The organism is Geothrix fuzhouensis (assembly GCF_024609325.1).
GTDB classification, from domain to species: domain Bacteria; phylum Acidobacteriota; class Holophagae; order Holophagales; family Holophagaceae; genus Geothrix; species Geothrix fuzhouensis.
This window is the reverse complement of the sequence record NZ_JANHMQ010000004.1, coordinates 102,289-123,763: the sequence shown is the minus strand read 5'-3', so window position 1 is coordinate 123,763 and position 21,475 is coordinate 102,289. Positions and strand designations below refer to the sequence as shown.

Below are 21,475 nucleotides of genomic sequence, written 5' to 3'. Positions count from 1 at the left end.
CGACAGGGAATTCCCCGCATACTGATGGGCCTTGCCCTGGCCGTGGGCTCCCCAAGCGCGTCCGATGGACTGCCGCCCACACGCCCCCATCGAAGAGGTTTCCATGTTCGCAATCATCAAGACCGGCGGGAAGCAGTACCGCGTCACCGAGGGCGATATCCTCCGCGTGGAGACGCTGGCGAAGGATCCCAAGCAGGCCGTCACCTTCGATCAGGTGCTGCTCATCGACAAGGACGGGGACCTGAAGGTGGGTCAGCCCACCGTGCAGGGCGCCACGGTCGAGGCCGAGGTCATCACCCACGACCGAGCCAAGAAGGTCATCATCTTCAAGAAGAAGAAGACCACCACCTATCAGCGCACGCAGGGCCATCGCCAGAACTACACTGAGGTCCGCATCAAGGCCATCAAGGGATGATGCTCTCCGGGGGTCCCGCGCTGCGCGCACACCCCCGGACCCCCGATGCTCGCCCGGGCCAAGCCCGAACTCGCATCCTTCCCCCTATTCACGAATCCTGATTTTGAAGAGGTTCTTCCATGGCTCATAAAAAAGGCGTCGGTTCCAGCCGCAACGGTCGTGATTCCCATTCCCAGCGCCTCGGCGTGAAGGAATTCGGCGGGGAAGTCGTCCCCGGCGGCTCCATCCTCGTCCGCCAGCGCGGCACCAAGTTCAAGGCCGGCATCAACGTCGGCATGGGCAAGGACCACACCCTGTTCGCCAAGATCGACGGCAAGGTGCGCTTCCAGGACAAGGGCCAATCCGGCCGCTTCATTCACATCGATCCCATCGAGGGTTGATGTTGTCCGGGGGTCCCGCGCTTCGCGCACACCCCCGGAGCCCCCACGCACAGGCCGGGCGAAGCCCGGCCTGTGCTCATTGCACACCTACCAGGAAGTGAAGATCCACCATGTTCCTTGACTATGTCCAGCTCCGCGTCGCTGCCGGCCACGGCGGTTCCGGCGCCATGAGCTTCCGCCGCGAGAAATTCGCCCCCGAGGGCGGGCCCGACGGTGGCGACGGCGGCAAGGGCGGCTCGGTGTTCCTCCGGGCGAACCGGGCCTTGAATACCCTCAACCCCTACCGCAGCAAGCGCGACTTCACCGCCGAACGCGGCCGCCAAGGGGAAGGCTGCATGCGCCACGGCAAGGACGGCCTGGATGTGTGGCTGGAAGTGCCCCTGGGCACCGTGGTGAAGGACGGCGAAACCGGCGAGATGCTGGCGGAGCTGCTGGCCGATGGCGAATCCGTCTGCGTGGCCCGCGGGGGCCGGGGCGGCCTGGGCAACACGAACTTCAAAAGCTCCACCAACCGCACCCCGCGCCACCACCAGCCCGGCGAGGACGGCGAGGAGCGCAACCTCGACCTCGAGCTCAAGCTCATCGCGGACGTGGGCCTGGTGGGCTTCCCCAATGCCGGCAAGAGCACCCTCGTGAGCCGCCTCAGCGCCGCCCGACCCAAGATCGCCGACTACCCGTTCACGACCCTGGAACCTCAGCTCGGCGTGGTGAGCCTGGACCTCTTCGGTGGCGACATCATGGACAGCTGGGTCATCGCGGACATCCCGGGCCTCATCGAAGGCGCTGCCGGCGGCGCGGGTCTGGGCATCCAGTTCCTCCGCCATGTGGAGCGCACCCGCATGCTGCTGCAGCTGGTGGACCTTTCGGATCCCATCGAAGAACCCGCCGATGCCGTCCGCATCATCGAGGGCGAAGTGCAGGCCTTCAGTCCTGTGCTGGCCGCCAAGCCCCGCTGGCTGGTCGCCACCAAGGTGGACGCCCTGCAGGATGAGGCCCGCCGCGAGGCTTTTGTGGCCCTCTGCGCCGAGCGCGGCCAGAAGCCCATCTTCATCTCCGGGGTCACCGGCGAGGGGCTGCGCGAGCTGGCGTTTGCGGTCGACGATGCCCTGAAAATTCTGGCCGGGCAGAAGGAAGCTGTCCCCAAGGACGAGGTTTGGTAGTGCGCGTCGGCCTGCTCGGGGGGGCGTTCAATCCCCCACACGAAGGCCACCTCAAACTGGCACGCCTTGCTCTGGACCACTTGGGCCTGGACGAGCTGCGTTTCGTGCCCTCCGCCGTCAGCCCCCACAAGCCCGATCCCGGGGGTCCCGACACCGAGGCCCGACTGCGCCTGCTGGCTGAGGCCTTGAAGGCTTTCGACCCGCGCTGCCGGGTGGAAGTGGCCGAACTCGAGCGCGGCGGCACCAGCTACACCGTGGACACCCTGGAGACCCTTGCCGCCCGGGAGCCCGAGGCGGCCTGGATCCTCATCATGGGCAGTGACCAGCTGCCGGGCCTCCCGCAGTGGCGGCGGCCCGAGCGGATCTTCCAACTCGCCTCTGCCGCCGTGGCCCTCCGCCCCGGCGCGGACACTGCAGTACCCGACGTCCCGGGCCTTCACCCAGCCGCCGTCTGGTCGGGCCAGCCCGGGGAGCTGGTCTGGCTTCCCCCCACCCAACTGGATCTGGCCTCGTCGGACCTTCGCCAGCGCCTGGCGGCGGATCCTGCCCATGATCCCGCGGGCATTCCGTCCCAAGTTCTGGCTGCCATCCGCGCCGAAAACCTGTATCGTTAGCCTGCTCTGGAGCCCGCATGACCCTTGATTCCCGGCTTGCGACCGTCGTCGACGCCGCCCGGTCGAAGAAAGCCTTCCGCATCCGCCTCGTGGACGTGAAGGACATCGCCAGCTTCACCGATATCTTCGCCTTCATGAGCGGGGGCAGCGACCGCCAGAACCGCGCCATCGCCGAAGCCATCGAGGATGCGCTCAAGGCGGCTGGCGAACACCCCATCTCCCGCGAGGGCGAAGCCAACGGCAACTGGGTGCTGCTCGACTACGGCAACCTTGTGGTCCATGTCATGGACGAGGAGACCCGCCGGCACTACAACCTCGAGGGGCTCTGGAGCGCCGGCCGCGAGCTGGAACTGCCCGCCGAGGTCCACCCCGCATCTGAAGCACGTCCGTAGGAGATGACCTCCATGCCGACCGACCAGACCAACGCGTTCGAAGCCATGCAGGCCCGCCTGCGAGTCGCCTCCCAGCTCTATGGACTGGACGACGCGCTCTTCAAGGTGTTCATGGCCCCCAGCCGGTCCATGATCGTGAGCCTGCCAGTACTTATGGACAACGGCCAGTGGGAGGTCTTCACCGGCTACCGGGTACAGCACAACATCGCCCGCGGCCCCGCCAAGGGCGGCATCCGCTACGACATGAACGTGACCCTGGACGAGGTGAAGGCCTTGGCCGCGTGGATGACCTGGAAGTGCGCCGTGGTGGATGTGCCCTTCGGCGGCGGCAAGGGCGGCATCGTGTGCGATCCCTCCAAGCTGAGCCTGGGCGAGAAGGAACGCCTCACCCGCCGCTACATCGCCGAAATCATGGACATCATCGGCCCCGATCGCGACGTGCCGGCCCCCGACATGGGCACGGATGCCCAGACCATGGCCTGGGTGCTGGACACCTACTCCATGCACGTCCGCCAGACGGAGAACGCGGTGGTCACCGGCAAGCCCCTGGGTCTCGGCGGCAGCTTGGGCCGCAACGAGGCCACGGGCCGCGGCATCCTCATCACGGCTCGAGAAGCCATGCAGCGCCTGGGCAAGCCCCTGGCCGGCGCCACGGTGGCCGTGCAGGGCTTCGGCAACGTAGGCAGCCAGGCCTCGCGCCTGCTGCATGAGGCCGGGGCCCGCATCGTGGCCATCGGCGACATCCAGGGCGCCATCAAGAATGACCGGGGTCTGGACATCCATGCCTTGCTCAAGCATGTGGCCGAAGCCCGTACCGTCGTCGGTTTCAAGGGCGCCGAACCCATGGATCCCACCGCGCTCCTCACCCACCCCGTGGACATCCTCGTACCCGCGGCCTCGGAAAACCAGATCACGGAAGCCAACGCGGCCCAGGTCCGAGCCAAGGTCATCGTGGAGGGCGCCAACGGCCCCACCACGCCCGAGGCGGACCCCATCCTGCTGGAGCACGGCGTCCTCGTGGTGCCCGACATCCTGGCTAACGTCGGCGGCGTCACCGTCAGCTACTTCGAGTGGGTGCAAAACCGCCAGGGCTTCTACTGGCGCGAACGCGAAGTGAACGAGCGGCTGGTGGACTACATGACCCACGCCTTCCAGGCCACCTTCGCCACCACCGACAAGTACAAGACCAACCCCCGCATCGGCGCCTACATCCTGGCCCTGGACCGCGTGGCGCAGGCCATGAAGTACCGTGGGTTCTACGCCTAGGTCAGCTTGGCCCTGACCGCAAAGAAGGGGCGCTCCGCACCTCTTCTTTGCGGTTGGTCTCCCCTACAGCCCGAGGTCGACCGTCACGCTGACCCCCGCCGTCACGGTCGCGGGCTGGACGGTGGAAGTGCTCACGGTGGTGGTGCCGTCGGTGTTGAGGGTGGTCCGCACCGCCTGCACGCTGTAGGCCCCGGCGGGCACCGTCGCGAAGCCATAGGTCTCGGTGGAGGTGCCCACGGCGGCCATGCCGCTGTCCACGATGAAGGCGAAGCTGCCCGAGCCTGTGGCCAAGGTCTGAAGCAGGTTCACCGCATCGCTCTGGCTGCTGGTGGCCACGGGAGTTAGGCCGCCCGACACGCCACCGGTGGCCACGTCCGCGGTAAAGGCCGCGTTGTAGGTAAAGACGGGGGTGGTGCCGCTGAGGGCGAAGCCCTCGCTGGCCTTGGCGTCATAGGCCTTCGGCGTCGTGGTCCCCAGCACCGGCTGGCTCACCACGTAATAGGTGGCGCCCACGGGGAGCAGGTCCAGGGTGTAGGCCCCCGTCGCATCCGTGATGGTACTGCGAGCGATCCGGGCATGGCCGGACCCATCCAGGGTCTCAGCGTAGACCACGGCACTGGCGAGGCCCGTGGAGGTGGCGGTGTCTGTCAGCTTGCCGGAGATGGAGCCCGTGACGATCTTGTCGTAGGCCCAGATGGTGGGCCGCAGGAGGTACTGGCTTGACGCCCCGGCCTGCACCACCTGGATGGAGTGGGCCGCGTCGAAGTCGATCCACACATCCTTCGTGGTGCCCGCCATCACGTCAAAGCTCACGATCAGCTTGACGCCGGACTGGAGGCCCGAGGGCACGGTGAGGGGCTGCACAGTGCCGTCCGACAGCTTGACGGTGTTGCCCGCGCCAAGGACCAGCCGCATCTGCTGGTAGTGCCCCGCCGGCAGCGTCGCCCCGGAGGCCAGCAGCTCGCTCACGCCGCCTGTGAGGCTCAGCAGGTTGTAGGTCTTGTTCGGGGTACCGAGGGTCATCCAGCCGCCGTTGCCGCTGATCTCCACAGTCTGGATGTGGACGTTGACCTCCTGGTAACCGCTGATGGGACCATCCACCAGGTGGACGGTCAAGGCCCCATTGCTGGAACCGGATGAGCCTCCACAGGCCAGCAGAAATGCCAAGCCTAGGGCTGCCAGGACGACGGTGGACAGGCCACGCCAACGGTTCATGGTTGCCTCCTCGGGGTTATTGAGTCCCGAAGCCATTCTTAGGTTGAAGGGCGGGAAAGGCGGCACCAGTCTCAAATGGCAAGAATATGAATGTTTAGACACATTAAAAAATGATCATAAAAATCGCAGACAGATAAGTGTCTACTTTTGTGACGTTTCGCCCCCATCCAAAGGCGTAGCTCCAACTCGGCCGTCGGTTCTGATCCGCCCCAGCAGCCGGAGCAGGCCGTCCAGGATGGTCAGCGGATGGGGCGGGCAACCCGGGATGAACAGGTCCACCGGCAGCACCGACGCGGCGCCGCCGAGCTGCTCCTCCTGGCGGTAGTAGGGCCCGCCCGCGATGGCGCAGGCCCCCACGGCGATGACGAGCTTGGGGTGGGCCACGGCGTCGTAGGTCTTGCGGACGGCCAATTCCATGTTCCGCGTAATGGGGCCGCAGATGAGCAGGCCGTCGGCGTGGCGCGGCGAAGCGACGTACTGGATGCCGAAGCGCCCCAGGTCCCAGGCCAGGGTGCCCAGCACGTTCACATCCACCTCGCAGCCGTTGCAGCCGCCCGCGCTGATCACGCGGAGCTTGAGCGACCGGCCGAAGAGCCGTTTCATCTCCCCATCCAGGGCCGCCGCCAGCCGGTACTCCTCCTTGGCGTCGACCACCAGATCCTCCCGCGTGCGGGTGGCGAGACGGTGTTCTCCGGTGTATTCGATGGCGCCCTCGGGACAGGCCTCCACGCAATCGGGACAGAACAGGCAGCGCCCCAAGTCGATGCGCGGGCCGGCAGCTCCGAACGTGATGGCCTCCGTGGCACAGGCGTCCGCGCAAACCCGGCAGTCGTCGGGGCAGCGATCCGCCTGGATGTGGGGCCGGCCCCGGAACCGCTCGGGGAGCGCGGGCAGTGCCTTGGGATAGGGAAAGGTGCGGTAGCCCTGGCGCCAGCGGGAAAGCAGGATGTGGATCATAGGTCGTGCCCGCAGTAGGAGAGGTTGAAGCTCTTGTTGCACAGTGGGAAGTCCGAGACCTGCTCCCCGCGCAGGGCCAAGGCCAGCCCGAACCAGTTGTGGAAGGAGGGATCCACGATCTTGTAGCGGGCGAAGCGGCTCTGGGCATCCGTCCAGGCCAGGTGCAGCACCTCGCCGCGCCAGCCTTCCGTGAGCGACACGCAAAGGTGCTCCGGGGCCAGGGGTGGCAGCGGCGGCGCTTTCACGGGCGCTTCACTCTCCGCCAGGGTGGCCAGGGCCGCGGAAAGGAAGCGCATGCTGTCGCCCAATTCAAGCCAACGCACCCAGGCCCGGGAATGCACGTTGCCGCTCTCGGCCTGCGCCACGGGGATGGGATGGGCTCCGTACGGCCCGTAGGGGTGGTCGTGGCGCACATCCCGGCCCAGGCCCGAGGCTCGAGCCGCCACGCCCACCAAACCGATCTCCCGGGCCTTATCGAGATCCACCCGTCCCGCTGCCTCGAAGCGGATCATCACGGAGGCGGCGCCCCAGAGCAGCTCCACCGCGTCCTTGGTATCCGCCCAGGCCTGCTCCAGGCGCGGCCGCATCCGGGCGGCCAGGGCAGGTTCCAGCTCCTGCCGCAGGCCCCCGGGGCGCAGCCAATCCCGGCCCAGACGGCTGCCGCAACCCTCGGCGCTCAGGTTCAGCCAGTCGCCGCGGATGCGGCCGCAGAAGGAGGCCGTGGGCAGGAAACCCACATCCCCCGACAGCGCGCCGAGGTCCCCCACATGGTTGGCCACGCGCTCCAGTTCCAGGGCCACGCCGCGCACCAGCTCCACGCGGGCTGGCACCTCCACGCCCGCCAGGCCCTCCAGCAGGCGGCAGTAGGCCCAAGCGTGGGCGATGCTGCTGTCCCCGCAGGCCGTCTCGGCCTGCTTGAGGCTGAGGGGATGGGGACCACCGAGGAGGGCCTTCTCCACGCCGCGGTGCTGGTAGCCCAGGGCGATCTCCAGATGGAAGACCCGCTCGCCGTGGCACTGGAACCGAAAGTGCCCGGGCTCGATGACGCCCGCGTGGACCGGCCCCACGGCCACCTCGTGGACCTCTTCGCCCTCCACGCGGAAGAAGTCGATCACCCCGGGAACCGGCACCCCGCCGCGCTGCCAGGGATCCGGCGCGCCGTTCCAGGGGAGGTGGAAGCGCACGGGCTTCAGCCAAGGATGACCTTCGGGGATGATGCCGGTCTGCTCAGCGAGCTCCCGTTCGAAGAGGTGGGCCTGGGGGCAGTCCGGCGTGAGGGCGGGATAGCGCGGCGCATCCAGCTTGGTGCGCAAGACGCGCAGGGCGTGTCCGGCATCGTCGGCAAGCACGGCGTAGAGGCTCAGGTCCAGATCGCCGCAGAGACAGGCGAGGCGGTCCCCTTCACGGATGCGCTGTAGGATGGCGTCCCGGAACGCACCGATGGGAAGCTCCGGCACCTCCCGCAGGGGCAGGCCCTGGCCGTTCCGGAGCACCGGCAGATCAGCGGCGCTCATGGCTGCACCTCCATCCGGGCGGACAGACCACCGTCGACGGTGGTGGCGGCGTGGTTGAGCATGGCCTGGAGCGGACGGGGCATCCAGATTCCCAGAACCAGGGCCAGTCCCAGGGCGACGATGAGGGGCGCCGTGGTGGCCGGGGCGTCCTTGTAGGGCGTGCGGACCCGCTGGGTACTGGGCGTGCCGAAGACCACCTGGACCACCGTCTCGCTCATGGCCAGGAAGATGCCACCCAGCAGGACGAGAAAGGCCGTCCCGCCCAGGATGTGGCCTGTGCTCAGCGCTCCCGAGGCGATGTTGAACTCGCTGAGGAAGGGCGCGAAGGGCGGCATGCCTGTGATGGCCAGGAAGCCCAGCAGGAAGAGCCAGCCCGACACGGGCGTCCGCCGAAGGGCGCCCGTCACGAAGGGCAACTGCTTGCTGGCATAGCTCCGGTGGATGTTCCCGGCCGACAGGAAGAGGACACTCTTCACCAGGGCGTTGGCCGCCAGGTGAAAGAGGGCGAACTTCGCCGCCAGGCCGCCGATGCCGATGCCGAAGACGAGGATGCCCATGTGCTCCACGCTGGAGTAGGCCAGCAGCCGCTTGAAATCGGTCTGCCGCACCATGAAGACCAGGGCCCAGGCCATGGAGAGCATGCCGAAGGCCACCAGCAGCTCCCGGGCGAAGGCCCCCTCGCCCGCTGCCCCCACCACCGCGTAGATCCGCAGCAGGGCGAGAAACGCGCAGCTGGTGACCCCGCCCGCAAGGAGGGCGCCCACCAGGCCCGGGGTTTCGCCGTAGGCATCGGGCTTCCAGGTGTGGAGCGGTGCGAGACCCATCTTGGTGCCGTAGCCCACCAGGGTGAGCACGAACCCGGCCCGCAGCCAGGGTCGCGACAGGCGCGAGGCGTTCTCCATGAGCCGCGTGTACTGCAGCGGCTCATCCAATCCGCCCATGTGGGCCGCATAGGCGATGAACAGCGTGCCCAGGAGCGCCAGGGCGATGCCCACGGAGCCGATGACGAGGTACTTCCAGGTGGCCTCCAGCGAGCGCCGGTTGTGGTTGAAGTAGATGAGGGGCGCCGTCACCAGGGTGGTGGTCTCCATGGCCACCCAGGCGATGCCGGGATGGCGGGCCTGTGCCAGCAGCGAGGCCAGGCCCAGGAAACCCAGGAGGCAGGTGGAGAGCACGCGGTGGTCGCGCTCCGGGCGCAGGGCCAGGTAGGCCGGGGCGTAGAAGGCGCAGATGCAGAACAGGACGCTGATCACCAACAGCACCCAGCCGCCCAGGGCGTCGAGGCCGAACCAGGCCGTGGCCGGCAGGGTCCGCCAGCCGGCCAACGCCACGAGCAGGATCCCGAGGTGGAGGAGGCCCACGGCCGGCAGGATCCAGGCGCGCAGGGTGGGCGAGGAGACGGCGAAGGCCACAGCCGCGGCCAGCAGAGGAACGAGGATGAGGAGCCACACCATGGGTCAGTCCTTCAGCTCGGCCAGGTGCCGGGTATCGGTGGAATCGAAGGCCACGCGGATGTGGTTGATGACGATGCCCATCACGAAGATGCCCACGAAGAGATCCAGCAGGATCCCCGCCTCCACCAGGGCCGGCATGTCCTCCACCAGCAGCAAGCCGAAGAGGTAGATGCCGTTCTCCAGCACCAGGTAGCCCACCACCTGCGTGAGGGCCTTCCGGCGCGACACCAGCAGCAGGAAGCCCGTGAAGAGCGTGGCCAGCGAGGCGGGCACCAGCAGGGTGTACTCCGTGCCTGGCTTGAGCGGGAGGTTGTGGGCGAGCACCAGGCTGAGACCCGTACCCAGCGCACAGAGCATGAGGGACACGGTGTAGCCGATGTAGGGATCCACCTCGCGCTGGATGTGGACCTGCTTCAGGGCGCGGCGGAACAGGAAGGGGATGAGCCAGCCTTTCACCGTGACGGCCGCGATGGCGAGCAGGACGATGTGGAAGTGCCGGCCCAGACCCATGGCCAGGGGCATCAGGCCCAGCAGCACGCCCTGGAACACGGCGAACTGGATGGCCTTGCTGACGCGGCTGGTGGCCACGAGGCTGAAGTTGGACAGCATGGTGAGGGCGATGAGCAGGTCGGGCATCATGGGCTACACCAGCAGCAGCAGGAAGGCGAACCCGGTGGCCAGCACTCCGGCCACGAGGAACTGCGGAACCTTGGTCATGCGGAAGCGGGCCATGGAGCTCTCCACCAGGCCCACCGCCACCGCCAGCAGCCCCAGGGCCGCATAGAACGCCAGCCAGTTCTGCCAGGCCTGCGGGGCGCGGGGCAGGGCTGGCGTCAGGATGAGCGCGCCCAGCACCAGGAGCTTGAGGCTGGCGCCATAGAGCACCAGGGCGAAGGGCCGACCCGAGTGGTCGAGCACCATCACCTCGTGGATCATGGTGAGCTCCAGATGGGTGTTGGGGTCATCCACGGGGATGCGCGAATTTTCCGCGAGGTAGACGATGGCCCACCCCGCCAGGACGAGGATCAGGGGCCCCGTGAAGCGGGCCGTGAGGCTGCCGGGAAAGGCCAGCATGGTCCCCAGCGACAAGCTGGAGGTGGCCTTGGCCAGCGCCGCGAAGCCCAGGAAGAGCGCGGGCTCCGCCAGGGCCGAGAAGGTCGCTTCCCGGGCCGCGCCCATGCCCTCGAAGCTGGAGCCCGTGTCGAGGGCGGAGAGGATCGTGAGGAACCGGGCCAGACCGAAGAGGTAGGCGAAGAGGATGACGTCGCCTTCGAACGAGACCGGCGCGGGCGTGTGCCCGAACGGGACCAGGCAGGAGGCGGCCAGGCCCGCGGCCACGCCCCCCACGGGACCGGCGAGGAACACCCAGGTAGTGGTTCGACTGAAGACCGCCTGCTTGCGGGCGAGCTTGGCCAGGTCGTAGTAGAGCTGGAACACCGGCGGGCCTTTCCGCCCGGCCATCACGGCCTTGGTCTTGGCGATCAGGCCGGGCAGGAGCGGTGGCAGCAGCAGCACGGTGAGTCCGTGCAGCAGGACTTGGAGCATCGTCGGAAGCAGGGATCGAACCATCTCAGGCCACCATCCAGACCAGGAGCGCAAGCAAGGTGAGCAGGACATACAGCAGGTAGACGGGCAACGCGCCGCCCTGGGCTATGCGCAGCAGGGCGGCACCCCGGACGGTGAACCGCAGGGCGGGAGCCGCCGCCCGGTCGAGGATCGGGTCGGGCACATGGCTCTCGTACCGCGTGGGACGTGGGAACCAGCCGGACACTTTGGGAAGATGCACCGCCGGCCGCAGGGCCCAGCGGAGCCCCCGCACCAGGCCGTCCGCGAAGGACGAGGCGGTGTACTGCATGCGTGCGTCCGGCGCCGCGTAGCCGCAATCCCAGGTGGGCCGGTCGTCCCTGCGCGGCATGGGGCGGAGCCAGCGCCAGAGCAGGAGGGCCAGCAGACCCAGGACCAGGGCCACCAGGGAGATCATGGGAAGACCGGCCAAGGCGGGCAGGGCCGCGCCGGTCGCGGGGCCCATCGCATCGGCGACGCGGCCGAGGGCGGGTGCGAAGAGGATGGGCGCCACGCCGATGGCCAGGCAGGCGAGGGCCAGCAGCCCCATGGGCAGGAGCATCGTGCGCGGGGCTTCGTGGGCTCGGGCCGCCGTCCCGGTCCGCGGCAGGCCCAGGAAGACCGCGCCGAAGGCCTTGGCGAAGCAGGCCAGGGCCAGGGCTCCGATGAGGGCCAGGGACAGGAGGATCACCACGGGCCAGCCTTGCCGGCCAGGCCCCAGATTCGGTCCAAGCCCCCGGAACGCCCCCAGGTAGATCAGCCACTCGCTCACAAACCCGTTGAGGGGTGGCAGGCCGCAGATCGCCCAGGAACCCGCAAGGAAGGCCCCGGAGGTCCAGGGCATGCGCTGGCCGAGCCCGCCCAGCTGCTCCAGATTTCGGGTGCCCGTGGCGTGCAACACCGAGCCCGCGGACAGGAACAGCAGCCCCTTGAAGAGGCTATGGTTCACCACGTGGAGCAGGGCCCCGGCGAAGCCCAGGGTTTGCATCACCGGATTCCCCAGGCTCTTGCCGAGGGCGCCGAGCCCCAGGCCCAGCAGGATGATCCCGATGTTTTCGATGGAGTGGTAGGCGAGCAGGCGCTTCAGGTCGTGCTGGCCCAGGGCGAAGGCCACGCCGAGGACGCCCGACAGGGCGCCCAGCGCCACCAGCGCCCCGCCCCACCAGATGGGCGGATCCGGTACCCAGGACAGGAACCGGACCAGGCCGAGGATGCCCATCTTGAGCATCACACCGGACATCAGCGCGGAGACGTGGCTGGGGGCGGCGGCATGGGCCGGCGGCAGCCAGAAGTGCAGCGGCAGCACGCCGGCCTTGAAGCCGAAGCCCAGCAGGAACAGCGCGAACAGGGCCGTGCCGCCACGGGTGGCGGCCAGGCCCGTCGGCAGCGCGGCAAAGCCTGAATGGCCATGGATCTTGGCCAGCAATGCGAAGGCCGCGAACAGGAGCAGGGTGCCGGTGTGGGTGGCGACCAGGTAGATCCAGCCGGCCCGCCGGGTTTCGGGCTCACGATCCTCGGCCATCACCAGCAGGAAGGCGGTGATGGCCATGCCCTCCCAGGCCAGCAGGAAGGTCAGGGCGTGGGACGCCATCACCAGCATCAGCAGCGAGGCCGTCAGCAGCCCATAGACCAGGCGCAAGGCCGGGGTGTTGCCCCGGCGGCCCTCCCAGTAGCCCAGGCTGTAAAGCGCTCCAGCCACGGACAACAGCAGGACCGGAATCGCAAAGAAGGCCGCCAGCGGATCCAGCACCAGGAACCCCGGGGCTCCCAGCGACGCCGTACGCAAGGTGACTGCGCCACCAGGGACGCCTGACAGCACCCGAAGCGAGGCCCACAGACCCAATACCGCCGCCAGACCCAGCAAGCCGGCCGCCACTTCCCCGCCCTTCCGCCGCAGGAACAGCCCCGGCACACCGGAGGCCGCTGCGGCCAGGAGGGCGAGGAGGAAGAGGCTCATCCCAGCAGCCTCGTTCTCAGCAGCATCCAGAGGAAGACAGCCAGGAGGGTCAGCAGCACGTAGAGGAGGTAGACCGACAGGTGGCCCGGTTGCAGACGGCGAAACCGCAGCAGACGCTCGGCGAGGCGGGCGACCCGCGGGGCCAGGAAGACTTCGCCGATGGGCTCCCGGAAAGCCTGTCGGAACGAGGCCCCACCTGGGAACAGGCCCCGCAGATGGGGCATCCGCCTCCGCAGGCCTGGCTGGACCGGCGCCCAGGCATCCGCGAAGGAGCTGCCGGTGTACTGGGCCCGGGCCGCAGTCGTGGCGTACCCGCAACCCCAGGTCGGCAGGTCCTCCTGGGCCGAATCGGCAACCACGCCTTCCGGACGACGGAGCCAGGCGATGCCCGCACCGACCAGGACCAGGAGTCCCAGCTCCACCCCGGCGAGCAAGTGGAGATCCGTGCGCAGGCCCCGGTCCAGCAGCGCCGGCGCCCCGGGCGCCGCCACGGCAACCACCCGGTCCAGCAGGGGCAGCAGCAGGAAGGAACCCAGACCCACCGCCAGGCAGAGTCCCGCGAGGATGGCCATGGGTAGGAGCATGGAGAAGGCGGGGTCATGGGCGTGCTCCGCGACCTCGCTCCGGGGCGAACCCAGGAACAGCGTGCCGAAGAACCGGGCGAAGGCCACCGCCGCCAGGCCCCCCGCCAGCGCCAGGGCCACCAGGCCCAGGGCCGCGGACCACGGATAGCCCCGGGCGAGAGAACTGAAGAGGCCTCGGTACAGGAACCATTCGCTGAGAAAGGCGTTGAAGGGAGGCAGCGCCGTCACCGCCAGCACCGCCGGAAAGATGACCAGGGCCGTGCGGGGCATTCGTCGCGCCAAGCCGCCCAGCGCTTCCATATCCCGGGTGCCCGTGGCGTGCAGAACGGCCCCCGCCCCATAGAACAGGAGGCTCTTGAAGAGCGAGTGGTTCCAGATGTGGAAGAGGGCGCCGCCGAAGCCCAGGGCCATCAGCCAGGGATCGTGCGTGGCCCGGCCCGTCCAGCCCAGGCCCACACCCATGAGGATGATCCCCAGGTTCTCGATGCTGGAATAGGCCAGGAGCCGCTTGTAGTCCCGCTGCGCCAGCGCGTTCCCCACGCCGTAGACGGCGGTGAGTGCGCCCAGGGCCAGGAGCGCGCCGCCCACGCCCCGGGGAATTCCGGGAAGCAGGCTCGATACGCGCAGCAGACCGTAGATGCCCGTCTTGAGCATGACCGCGGACAGGATGGCCGACACGTGGCTGGGCGCGCTGGCATGCGCCGAGGGCAGCCAGAAATGCAGAGGCAGCACGCCCGCCTTGAAGCCGAACCCCGCCAGGGCCAGAACGAGGATGCCGCCCTCGAACAGGGGCGAAGTGGAAACTGGAAGGGCAATCCACGTCAGCCCACCCATCCGCTGGGCCATCAGGATCACCATGGCCGTTAGCAGCAGGGTGCCGGTGTGGGTGCAGGCCAGGTAGACCCAGCTCGCCCGCCGGACTTCGGGCCGCTCATGTTCAGTCCCCACCAGGAAGAAGGCCGACACCGCCATCAGTTCCCACGCCACAAGGAACACCAGCCCATGCCGGGCGATGAACAGCAGCGTCATGGCCGCCACCAGCAGCCCATAGAAGAAGCGCAGGAAACGGCCCGAGCCCCAGGGCGTCTGGACCGGCCAATAGCGCTGTCCATAGATCAGGCCAAGCCCTCCCACCAGGTGAAGGGGCAGCAGGAAGGCGGCGGACAGGGCATCCAACTCCAGGCGGGCCGGCAGGCCCCAGACCCGGAACGTCAGGCCCGAGGCACTGCCGCCCAGCAGGAGATGGATCGATGCCCCGAGCGCCAGAAGGCTGCCCAGGAGACCAAGACCCGTGGCCAGCCGCTCCGGCGGCCGGGAAGAGGCGGACAGCAGGGCCCCAGCGAACCAGCATCCAGAGGACGCGAGGACCAAGGCCACATCCAGCATCTGCACGCTCCGGGTTCAGGAATCGAGCCCGGCGGCTCAGGTTTTGGCTGGGGCCACCCTGGGAAGGGGGCTCGTCATCAGATGGGCCGGGGTCGGTTGGGCCCATGCTACTCCCAACCCGGGCGTGTCTTCAAAGCAGATACCGATAAGGTTACGACCGGCCGCAGATAGAGCGAGGTCCGGAAGCCCTGGTGCCAGGGCCTCCGGACCTCGGTACGGCGGGGCTCAGAGCCCCAGGTTCACGGTCGTCGTCGTGTTCGCGGTCACCGTGGCCGGCTGGACGGTCGAGGTGGTCGTGGTGGTGGTCCCATCCAGGTTCAGAGTGGATCGCACTGCCTGGACGCTGTAGGTGCCGATGGGAACCGTCAGGAAAGCGTAGGTCTCCGTGGAGGTGCCCACGGTGGCCATCATCGACTGGACGATGAAGGTGTGGCTGCCGGAGGAGGTGGTCAGGGCCTGGAGCAGGTTGACCTGGTCGCTCTGGCTGGTGGTGGCCAGTGGCGTGAGGCCGCCACCCACACCCCCGATGGAGGCATTCGCCGTGAACGCGGCGCTGTAGGTGAACACCGGCGTGGCGGCGGTCAGGTCGAAGCCATCGCTGGCCTTCGCGTCATAGGCCTTGAGGGTCGTCGTCGAACCAGTGGAGGGCTGGCTCACCACAAAGTAGGTCGAGCCCACGGGGAGCAGGTCCAGGGTGTAGGCGCCCGTGGCGTCGGTGACCGTGCTGCGGGCGATCCGGGCATTCCCGGAACCGTCCAGGGTTTCGGCATAGACCATGACACCCGGCAGACCAGTCGTCGTGGCGGTATCGGTCAGCAGCCCGTGAATGGAGCCCGTGGCGACCTTATCGAAGGCCCAGCAGGTGGGCCGCAGAATGTACTGGCCCGACATCCCGGCCATCACCACCTGAATGGAGTGGGCCGCGTCGAAGTCGATCCACACATCCTTGGTGGTGCCCGCGGCCACATCGAAGTTCACGATGAGCTTGATGCCGCTCTGCATGCCTGAGGGCACCTTCAGGGGCTCGACGGTACCATCCGAGAGCTTCACGGTGTTGCCGGAGCCAAGGACCAGACGCATCTGGTCGTAGTGGCCGGCCGGCAGGGTCGCGCCCGCGGCCAGCGTCTCATCCACACCGCCGACGAGGTTTAGCAGGTTGATGGTCTTGTTCGGGGTCCCGAGGGTAACCCAGGTTCCATTGCGGTTGATCTCAACCGTCTGAATGTTGACGTTGATCTCCTGATAGCCGGCGATGGGCCCGTCCACCAGGTGCACATTCATGGTTCCATTTGGGACGTTGCCGCTACTGCCGGAACTCGACCCGCTGCTGCAGGCCACCATTAGGGCCAAACCCAGGCCGGCCAACCCCAGAAACGATGTGCGCCAGTTCAGCATGTTCACCTCCGAAACCGTGCCCAGGAAAAGGCATCAGGACAGCCATCATGGTCCCGGAAGGGCACTTGCGCAATTCAAATATTCACATTTAAAGTCAATCAAATAAATACATAGATCTTTTGATCTAGACCCTCTAGAACACCCTGAGGAACGCCACGTACCCATTTACGGTCCGCACCCCGGCGATGTCGCTCTGCACACCCACACCCAGGTCCACACGCACGGCCGTAAAGAGCCAGAACCCCGGCAGGTCGCCCGTGATGCCGACCCCGCTCATCCCATAGGTCTTCTGGTCATCCAGGCTGCGGGCACGGGCGTACTCGAGGCTGAGGGAGAGGCGTAGGTTCGGTCCCGTGGGGATGGCGAGGGAGGTCTTGCCGTAGACCAGCCGATCCGCCGTGATGGCATTGGACCGGATGCCCGCGATGCGCACCGCACCTCCCATGCCGCCGACGTCCAGGGCCATGAAGCGGTCGAAGGCGCGGCCCGAAGCCCAGCCCGCCTCGCCGTGGAGCCAGAAGCCGGGCACCACTTCCCGATCCAGGCCCAGGCTGCCGCCCCAGCGCCGGAAGTCACCGCCTTCGGGCACTTCCTGGGGGGCCGAAGCCAGGCCGTACATGCCCTCGGGGCGCTTGCCCCAGCCGTGGTAGGCCCGCACCTGGAAGCCCCGGAAGAGCCAGGAGCCCTGGAGCGTGCCAATGCGCGTCAGGCCCGAGGGTGGCAGCTGGAAGCCCGGTGTGCGGTACTTGCTGTCCCCTTCGGCGTAGTCGTCGTACTGGATGTCGCCCCGGCCTTCGAGGCGGAAGCCCAAGCCCAGGTCGCGGCCCAGTTCCAGGCCGACCTTCCCGAAGCGGCGACCCACGCCCTCCTGGTCGGACAGCCGCCCATTCACCACGGGACGCTCGGTGGTCTTCAGCAGCAGGGCCGTGGCGTCGGCGCTCACGTCGAAGCTGCCCAGGCCCCTGGGGATGGCCAGGCTGGCGGTGTTGAAGAGGATGGCCGTGAGGGCGTTCAGCTGCACGCCCTTGCCGAAGGCGTTGTAGTCGAAGTAGAGGAGGCCACCCAGGGGTGCCACCGGCGGAGTGAGGCCCGGATCCACCAGCACCACCGCGGCCAGGGCCCGGCCGCTGCTCTTGGGTTTCTCCTCGATCTTCCGCGTGCCGTCGCTCTGTTTCGTGAAGTACCGGACTCCCTCCGGGGTCACCTTCAACATGGTCGATTCCGAGCCCCGGGCGGCGGTGCGGGCCGCCTCGAAGCCGTCGCTGTTGACCTGGAAATCCCGATAGGTGAACCGCCGCTGCACCTGCACCACACCGCTCGCGCTCACCCAGCGCTCGAAGGTCTGGACCATGACGGGCCGCCACAGGCCCGGCGCCGGTTCGCCGTAGGTCAGGATCTCACGTTCGCTCTTCACCGTTCCAGGCATGTTGGTTCGTTCCCGGTGCTCCACCAGGATCCGGCCCGAGGCCTCATCCACCTCCAGATCACCTGAGTACAGCAGTGGATCCGCGTCCACCGGCTCGAAGCGCAGCCGGCGGAGGCCGGGGCCAGCCGGGCCACCGTCGCGGTAGCGGTAGCGCTCCGTCATGCCCAGGGCCACGGGCAGCGACATGGACTGGCGGCTTTCGATGAGGGGCAGTTGCACCTCGCCATCGAGCTTCGCGGTCACGCCGTTGAAGCGGACCGACTTCTGGAGCAGCTCCGGCCACTCGCCCGCCTTCTCGAAATACCCGAAGCTGAAGCCCAGGTCACCGCCACGACCCGCGGGAGCCTGGAGATGCAGATCCAGCTCCGCCTTGGCCTGGACGGTCCGGGCCAGGGCCCGGTACCGCAGCTGGGTGGCCCGGACCTTGGCCAACAGGCTGCCCACGTCGTAGGCATCCGCGGCACTCACGGCCACCTCGGTCCGGTCCTTGGGCAGGGGCACGGCCACCCAGGCCCCACCGGTGAAGGTCCAACGCCGCAGGGCCCCGGTCCGGTTGCGCAGGGTCAGGTCGCCCTGCCCCCCCTCGACCTCCGTGAAGCCGGCGGGCAGCGCCTCGGCCAGCCGTGCCCCGGGACCGCCGGCGGGCACCACCACCCGCCCGCCGTCGCCCATGAGCGTCGACACCAGGGCGCCGGGATCCGTGGGCAGCCAGAGGGTCCAAGGGCGCCCCGGGAAGGTGTCCTGGGCCCGGGTGAGCTGGGCCCGCCACTGGGCTGGATCCAGGTTCAGGTCCGCGGGAACCAGGGCCCCGCCATCCACGGCGCCCCAGGCGGTCTCCTCCAGGATGGGCGCGGCCTGAGGATCGAAGGCCACGTAGAGGCGCTGGTCCGGCGACTGGGCCTTCAGGGCCTGGGCCGCCGCCAGCAGGAGGGGGAGCCGGCCTTCGCCCAAGGGCAGACGCAGCCGCACGGCGGACGCCCCCTTCAAGTCCGCCACCAGGGGCGCCCAATGCTGCCGGGCCGCTTCCACCTGGGCCGCGTCGCGGTTGTCCTTCGGCACCAGCAGGGCCCCATCCACCGTACGCAGATCCAGCACCGCGGGTTCCGGCACGCCGCTGCGGAGGGGGGCCGAGGGCGGCGTCTGAGCCACCAGGGTGAGGGTGAGGACAGGCAGCACGAAGAATGGGCAACGCAGCACGAAGCCTCCGGGTCACCGCTTGAGGCTACCCGGATCCGGGCGAGAGGTCGGAGGCCGGAGGTTGGAGGTACCACCTCCAGTCTCCAACCTCCAGCCTGCGCCCGGTTTCCCGGTATCCTCGAAAGTCGTCCCAGGTGCCCATGCGATTCACGGTCCGGCTCACCCATTCCAACGGCGAGGTCCTCGTTCGGGACTTTGAGGCGGAGAGCCTCGAGGCGTTGCGGGCCCGGGTGCTCGCCGAAGGCGGCTTCCCCCTGGAGATCACCCGCACCGATACGGCTTTCAGCAGCCGCGCCCAGCTGAAGACCGAATCCCTGGTGCTCTTCAACCAGGAGCTGCTGGCCCTGCTGAAGGCCGGCATCCCCTTGCTGCAGTCGCTGGAATTGCTGGTGGGCCATGGCAAGGATCCCCAGCTGCGTCGCAGCCTCGCCCAGGTGGTGGGACTGGTGCGCGAGGGCATGTCGTTCTCGGACGCCCTGGAACAGGCCGGAACCTTCCCGCCGGTCTACCGCAGCAACGTGGTGGCGGGCGAGCGCAGCGGCACCCTGCCCGATGTCTTGGCCCGTTGGCTATCCTTCCAGAAATTCGCCCAGACCAGCCGCCGCCGGATCATCGAGGCCCTGTTCTACCCGGCCTTCCTGGTCCTGGTGCTGATCCTGGCCCTGGGCGTGATCTTCAACGTGGTGCTGCCCCGCTTCGCGGAGTTCTACGCCGGCGGCGACATCGAGATGCCCTTGATCACACGGGTCCTGCTGGGCATGGGCAAACTGATCAGCTCCACCCTTTGGCTCCAGGGCATCCTCCTCGCCGGGCTGGCGGTCCTCATCCGGTGGATGGTGGCTTCCGAGGCGGGGCGCAAGCTGGCGGAGCGCCTGCTGCTGATGCTGCCCAAGGTCGGCACCCTCTACCGGATGTACCACTCGAGCGTCTTCTCGCGCACCCTGGGCGTGCTGCTGTCCGGGGGCCTGCCCGTGGTGCAGGCTCTCGAGGTGGTTCAGCGCACCAGCCCCAGCGAGCGCATGAAGGCGGGCTTGGCCACTGTCACCGACAAGGTGCGCGCCGGCAGCAGCCTGAACCTGGCTCTGGAACAGGCGAAGATCCTGGATCCCCTGGCCGTCGAGATGGTCCGCGTCGGCGAGCAGAGCAGCGCCCTCCCCGAGATGCTCGACCACGTGGCCGACTTCTTCGACCAGGAAGTGGAAAAGGCCACCACCGCCGTCACCAGCCTCATCGGCCCCATCCTGATTCTCTTCATGGGTGTCGTCGTCCTCGCCCTGCTGCTGGCCATCTACGTGCCCCTGTTCAACGCCAGCAGCGTGGTGCGCTGAGTGTCCTCCGGGGGTTCCCCCGGCGACGCATGCGTCGCCAGGATCTGATGGGCACGCTCCGCTCCGCTGCGCGAACACCCCCGGACCCCCGCGCAGATCCTCGGCAAAGCCGGGGATCTGCTTTCTCATCCTAGCGATACCGATTCTTCAGCCACTTCTGCGGATCCTGGGGCTGGGCCTGGTGGCGGATTTCGAAGCCGAGGCGCGGGCCATCCACGGTGTCGCCCACGGCGCCCAGGGTTTCGCCGGCCTGGAGCACCTGGCCCTTGGCCACCTGGAGGCCGAGCAGGTGCATGTATAAGCTGAACCAGCCGCCGCCATGCTCCAGGATCACCATGGGCCCGTAGCTCTGGTAGTAGTCTGCGTAGACCACCTTGCCATCCGCCACGGCCGCCACGGGGGCGCCACCCCTGGCCTCGATGAGCAGCCCGCTCTGCATGGTCTTGGTGTGGAACCGCGGATGCAGGTGCTCGCCGAAACCCAGAGCCAGGGTACCCTCCACCGGCTGAGGCAGGTTGCCCTGCAGGGAGGCGAAGCTCACCGCGGACTCGAAGGCCTCGCCCTTGGGCTTGGTCAGCAGGCCCGCCAGCAGGCGTTCGAGCTGGATGGCCTCTTCCGCCAGTTCCGCTTGGGCCTGTTTCTGGGCGGTCTCGTCCTTCTGGAGGCCTTCCAGGAAGCTGTTGAGCTTGTCCTCCTGGAGGCGGAGGGCGGCCTGGAGTTGGGCAGCTTCCTTTTCGTCGCTGGCCAGACGGGCGAGCACCTCCTTCAGGGCCTTCTCCTTGGCAGCCAGATCACCCTGAAGCTGGTGAATCCGGTCCAGACGTTTCCGCTCCTGCAGGCGGGCCCAGGCCAGCATGCGGCCGCGCACCAACCAGGCGTCCAGATCCTTGAAGGTGGCGTAGAGGCCGAAGTCGCCCCAGGGGCCCAGCGCCTGCATCCAGCGCACCTGTTTGCGCAGATCGCCCTGGAGCTTCAACACCTCGCCCTGGATGCGGGCCTGCTCGCGGCCAATCATCTGGACTTCGCTCTGGGCCTGGTCCCGTCGCAGCCGGGCCCCATCCACCTGGGCCTTGGCCCGGTCCCGCTGAAGCGAGATGCCCTGGATCTCCACCAGCACGCCTTTGCGTCGCTTCTTCAAGGCAGCCAGCTGCTGGTCCACCTGACCCAGCCGCCCCTGGATGACGGCGAGCTTCTGGCGCAGCTCCGCCGGTTCCTGGGCCGCCTGGCCCAGCAGGAGCACCGGGAGGAGGAACCCCAGGCCGCGGCGCACCG

At 68.2% G+C, this 21,475-nt stretch carries 18 protein-coding genes; 7 read left to right on the top strand and 11 right to left on the bottom strand.

What is annotated here, in order from left to right; all coding sequences use genetic code 11:
• Positions 1-103 precede the first annotated feature (103 nt).
• The 6 genes from rplU to NOV74_RS13780 all read left to right on the top strand — a co-directional run bounded on the left by rplU (position 104) and on the right by NOV74_RS13780 (position 4,227).
• Positions 104-415 (top strand): 50S ribosomal protein L21, encoded by a 312-nt coding sequence (gene rplU, locus NOV74_RS13805; protein ID WP_257313599.1) that lies wholly within the window; start codon positions 104-106, stop codon positions 413-415.
• A 119-nt stretch (positions 416-534) separates the two neighbouring features.
• Positions 535-795, top strand: coding sequence for a 50S ribosomal protein L27 (gene rpmA / locus NOV74_RS13800; RefSeq protein ID WP_243303256.1), 261 nt, complete (start codon positions 535-537; stop codon positions 793-795).
• Between the two features lie 110 nt (positions 796-905).
• Positions 906-1,955, top strand: coding sequence for a GTPase ObgE (gene obgE / locus NOV74_RS13795; RefSeq protein ID WP_257313597.1), 1,050 nt, complete (start codon positions 906-908; stop codon positions 1,953-1,955).
• Positions 1,955-2,569, top strand: coding sequence for a nicotinate (nicotinamide) nucleotide adenylyltransferase (gene nadD / locus NOV74_RS13790; RefSeq protein ID WP_257313865.1), 615 nt, complete (start codon positions 1,955-1,957; stop codon positions 2,567-2,569). Before obgE ends, nadD begins: the two co-directional genes overlap by 1 nt.
• A gap of 17 nt (positions 2,570-2,586) precedes the next feature.
• On the top strand, positions 2,587-2,961 hold the full coding sequence (gene rsfS, locus NOV74_RS13785; protein ID WP_257313595.1) for a ribosome silencing factor: 375 nt from the start codon (positions 2,587-2,589) through the stop codon (positions 2,959-2,961).
• Between the two features lie 12 nt (positions 2,962-2,973).
• Positions 2,974-4,227: a Glu/Leu/Phe/Val family dehydrogenase gene (locus NOV74_RS13780; RefSeq protein WP_257313592.1), complete on the top strand. Its 1,254-nt coding sequence runs from the start codon at positions 2,974-2,976 to the stop codon at positions 4,225-4,227.
• 63 nt (positions 4,228-4,290) lie between these two features.
• Here the strand turns inward: NOV74_RS13780 and NOV74_RS13775 are convergent, their stop codons facing one another.
• The 10 genes from NOV74_RS13775 to NOV74_RS13730 all read right to left on the bottom strand — a co-directional run bounded on the left by NOV74_RS13775 (position 4,291) and on the right by NOV74_RS13730 (position 18,875).
• A complete protein-coding gene (locus tag NOV74_RS13775) occupies positions 4,291-5,442 on the bottom strand; it encodes a DUF4382 domain-containing protein (RefSeq protein WP_257313589.1) in 1,152 nt (383 codons plus the stop codon).
• 141 nt (positions 5,443-5,583) lie between these two features.
• On the bottom strand, positions 5,584-6,399 hold the full coding sequence (locus NOV74_RS13770; protein ID WP_257313586.1) for an NADH-quinone oxidoreductase subunit B family protein: 816 nt from the start codon (positions 6,397-6,399) through the stop codon (positions 5,584-5,586).
• Positions 6,396-7,913: a hydrogenase large subunit gene (locus NOV74_RS13765; protein WP_257313584.1), complete on the bottom strand. Its 1,518-nt coding sequence runs from the start codon at positions 7,911-7,913 to the stop codon at positions 6,396-6,398. Before NOV74_RS13765 ends, NOV74_RS13770 begins: the two co-directional genes overlap by 4 nt.
• Positions 7,910-9,367: a proton-conducting transporter transmembrane domain-containing protein gene (locus NOV74_RS13760; RefSeq protein WP_257313582.1), complete on the bottom strand. Its 1,458-nt coding sequence runs from the start codon at positions 9,365-9,367 to the stop codon at positions 7,910-7,912. Before NOV74_RS13760 ends, NOV74_RS13765 begins: the two co-directional genes overlap by 4 nt.
• A gap of 3 nt (positions 9,368-9,370) precedes the next feature.
• Positions 9,371-10,006 carry a hypothetical protein gene (locus tag NOV74_RS13755; protein ID WP_257313580.1) on the bottom strand — a complete coding sequence of 212 codons (636 nt, stop codon included), beginning with the start codon at positions 10,004-10,006 and terminating at the stop codon, positions 9,371-9,373.
• Positions 10,007-10,009: 3 nt separating this feature from the next.
• Positions 10,010-10,912 (bottom strand): respiratory chain complex I subunit 1 family protein, encoded by a 903-nt coding sequence (locus NOV74_RS13750; protein ID WP_371748460.1) that lies wholly within the window; start codon positions 10,910-10,912, stop codon positions 10,010-10,012.
• A gap of 25 nt (positions 10,913-10,937) precedes the next feature.
• Positions 10,938-12,887: a proton-conducting transporter transmembrane domain-containing protein gene (locus tag NOV74_RS13745; RefSeq protein WP_257313576.1), complete on the bottom strand. Its 1,950-nt coding sequence runs from the start codon at positions 12,885-12,887 to the stop codon at positions 10,938-10,940.
• A complete protein-coding gene (locus tag NOV74_RS13740) occupies positions 12,884-14,857 on the bottom strand; it encodes a proton-conducting transporter transmembrane domain-containing protein (RefSeq protein WP_257313575.1) in 1,974 nt (657 codons plus the stop codon). The genes NOV74_RS13745 and NOV74_RS13740 overlap by 4 nt, the downstream gene beginning before the upstream one ends.
• Before the next feature lie 225 nt (positions 14,858-15,082).
• Complete coding sequence (locus NOV74_RS13735) at positions 15,083-16,252, bottom strand: DUF4382 domain-containing protein (protein ID WP_257313573.1); 1,170 nt, start codon at positions 16,250-16,252, stop codon at positions 15,083-15,085.
• A 133-nt stretch (positions 16,253-16,385) separates the two neighbouring features.
• A complete protein-coding gene (locus NOV74_RS13730) occupies positions 16,386-18,875 on the bottom strand; it encodes a hypothetical protein (RefSeq protein WP_257313572.1) in 2,490 nt (829 codons plus the stop codon).
• A 140-nt stretch (positions 18,876-19,015) separates the two neighbouring features.
• Here NOV74_RS13730 and NOV74_RS13725 point away from each other — a divergent pair, with 140 nt between their 5' ends.
• Positions 19,016-20,203: a type II secretion system F family protein gene (locus NOV74_RS13725; RefSeq protein ID WP_257313570.1), complete on the top strand. Its 1,188-nt coding sequence runs from the start codon at positions 19,016-19,018 to the stop codon at positions 20,201-20,203.
• A 130-nt stretch (positions 20,204-20,333) separates the two neighbouring features.
• Here the strand turns inward: NOV74_RS13725 and NOV74_RS15510 are convergent, their stop codons facing one another.
• A complete protein-coding gene (locus NOV74_RS15510) occupies positions 20,334-21,473 on the bottom strand; it encodes a murein hydrolase activator EnvC family protein (RefSeq protein WP_257313568.1) in 1,140 nt (379 codons plus the stop codon).
• Between the last annotated feature and the right edge of the window lie 2 nt (positions 21,474-21,475).

Bases quoted from the DNA above. Each gene is read 5' to 3' on its own strand.
- NOV74_RS13775 (WP_257313589.1), bottom strand. From the start codon at position 5,442: ATGAACCGTTGGCGTGGCCTGTCCACCGTCGTCCTGGCAGCCCTAGGC.
- NOV74_RS13755 (WP_257313580.1), bottom strand. From the start codon at position 10,006: ATGATGCCCGACCTGCTCATCGCCCTCACCATGCTGTCCAACTTCAGC.
- NOV74_RS13780 (WP_257313592.1), top strand. From the start codon at position 2,974: ATGCCGACCGACCAGACCAACGCGTTCGAAGCCATGCAGGCCCGCCTG.
- NOV74_RS13725 (WP_257313570.1), top strand. From the start codon at position 19,016: ATGCGATTCACGGTCCGGCTCACCCATTCCAACGGCGAGGTCCTCGTT.
- NOV74_RS13745 (WP_257313576.1), bottom strand. From the start codon at position 12,887: ATGAGCCTCTTCCTCCTCGCCCTCCTGGCCGCAGCGGCCTCCGGTGTG.
- NOV74_RS13765 (WP_257313584.1), bottom strand. From the start codon at position 7,913: ATGAGCGCCGCTGATCTGCCGGTGCTCCGGAACGGCCAGGGCCTGCCC.
- NOV74_RS13750 (WP_371748460.1), bottom strand. From the start codon at position 10,912: ATGCTCCAAGTCCTGCTGCACGGACTCACCGTGCTGCTGCTGCCACCG.
- rpmA (WP_243303256.1), top strand. From the start codon at position 535: ATGGCTCATAAAAAAGGCGTCGGTTCCAGCCGCAACGGTCGTGATTCC.
- NOV74_RS13735 (WP_257313573.1), bottom strand. From the start codon at position 16,252: ATGCTGAACTGGCGCACATCGTTTCTGGGGTTGGCCGGCCTGGGTTTG.
- NOV74_RS13770 (WP_257313586.1), bottom strand. From the start codon at position 6,399: ATGATCCACATCCTGCTTTCCCGCTGGCGCCAGGGCTACCGCACCTTT.
- NOV74_RS13740 (WP_257313575.1), bottom strand. From the start codon at position 14,857: ATGCTGGATGTGGCCTTGGTCCTCGCGTCCTCTGGATGCTGGTTCGCT.
- rsfS (WP_257313595.1), top strand. From the start codon at position 2,587: ATGACCCTTGATTCCCGGCTTGCGACCGTCGTCGACGCCGCCCGGTCG.
- obgE (WP_257313597.1), top strand. From the start codon at position 906: ATGTTCCTTGACTATGTCCAGCTCCGCGTCGCTGCCGGCCACGGCGGT.
- rplU (WP_257313599.1), top strand. From the start codon at position 104: ATGTTCGCAATCATCAAGACCGGCGGGAAGCAGTACCGCGTCACCGAG.
- NOV74_RS13760 (WP_257313582.1), bottom strand. From the start codon at position 9,367: ATGGTGTGGCTCCTCATCCTCGTTCCTCTGCTGGCCGCGGCTGTGGCC.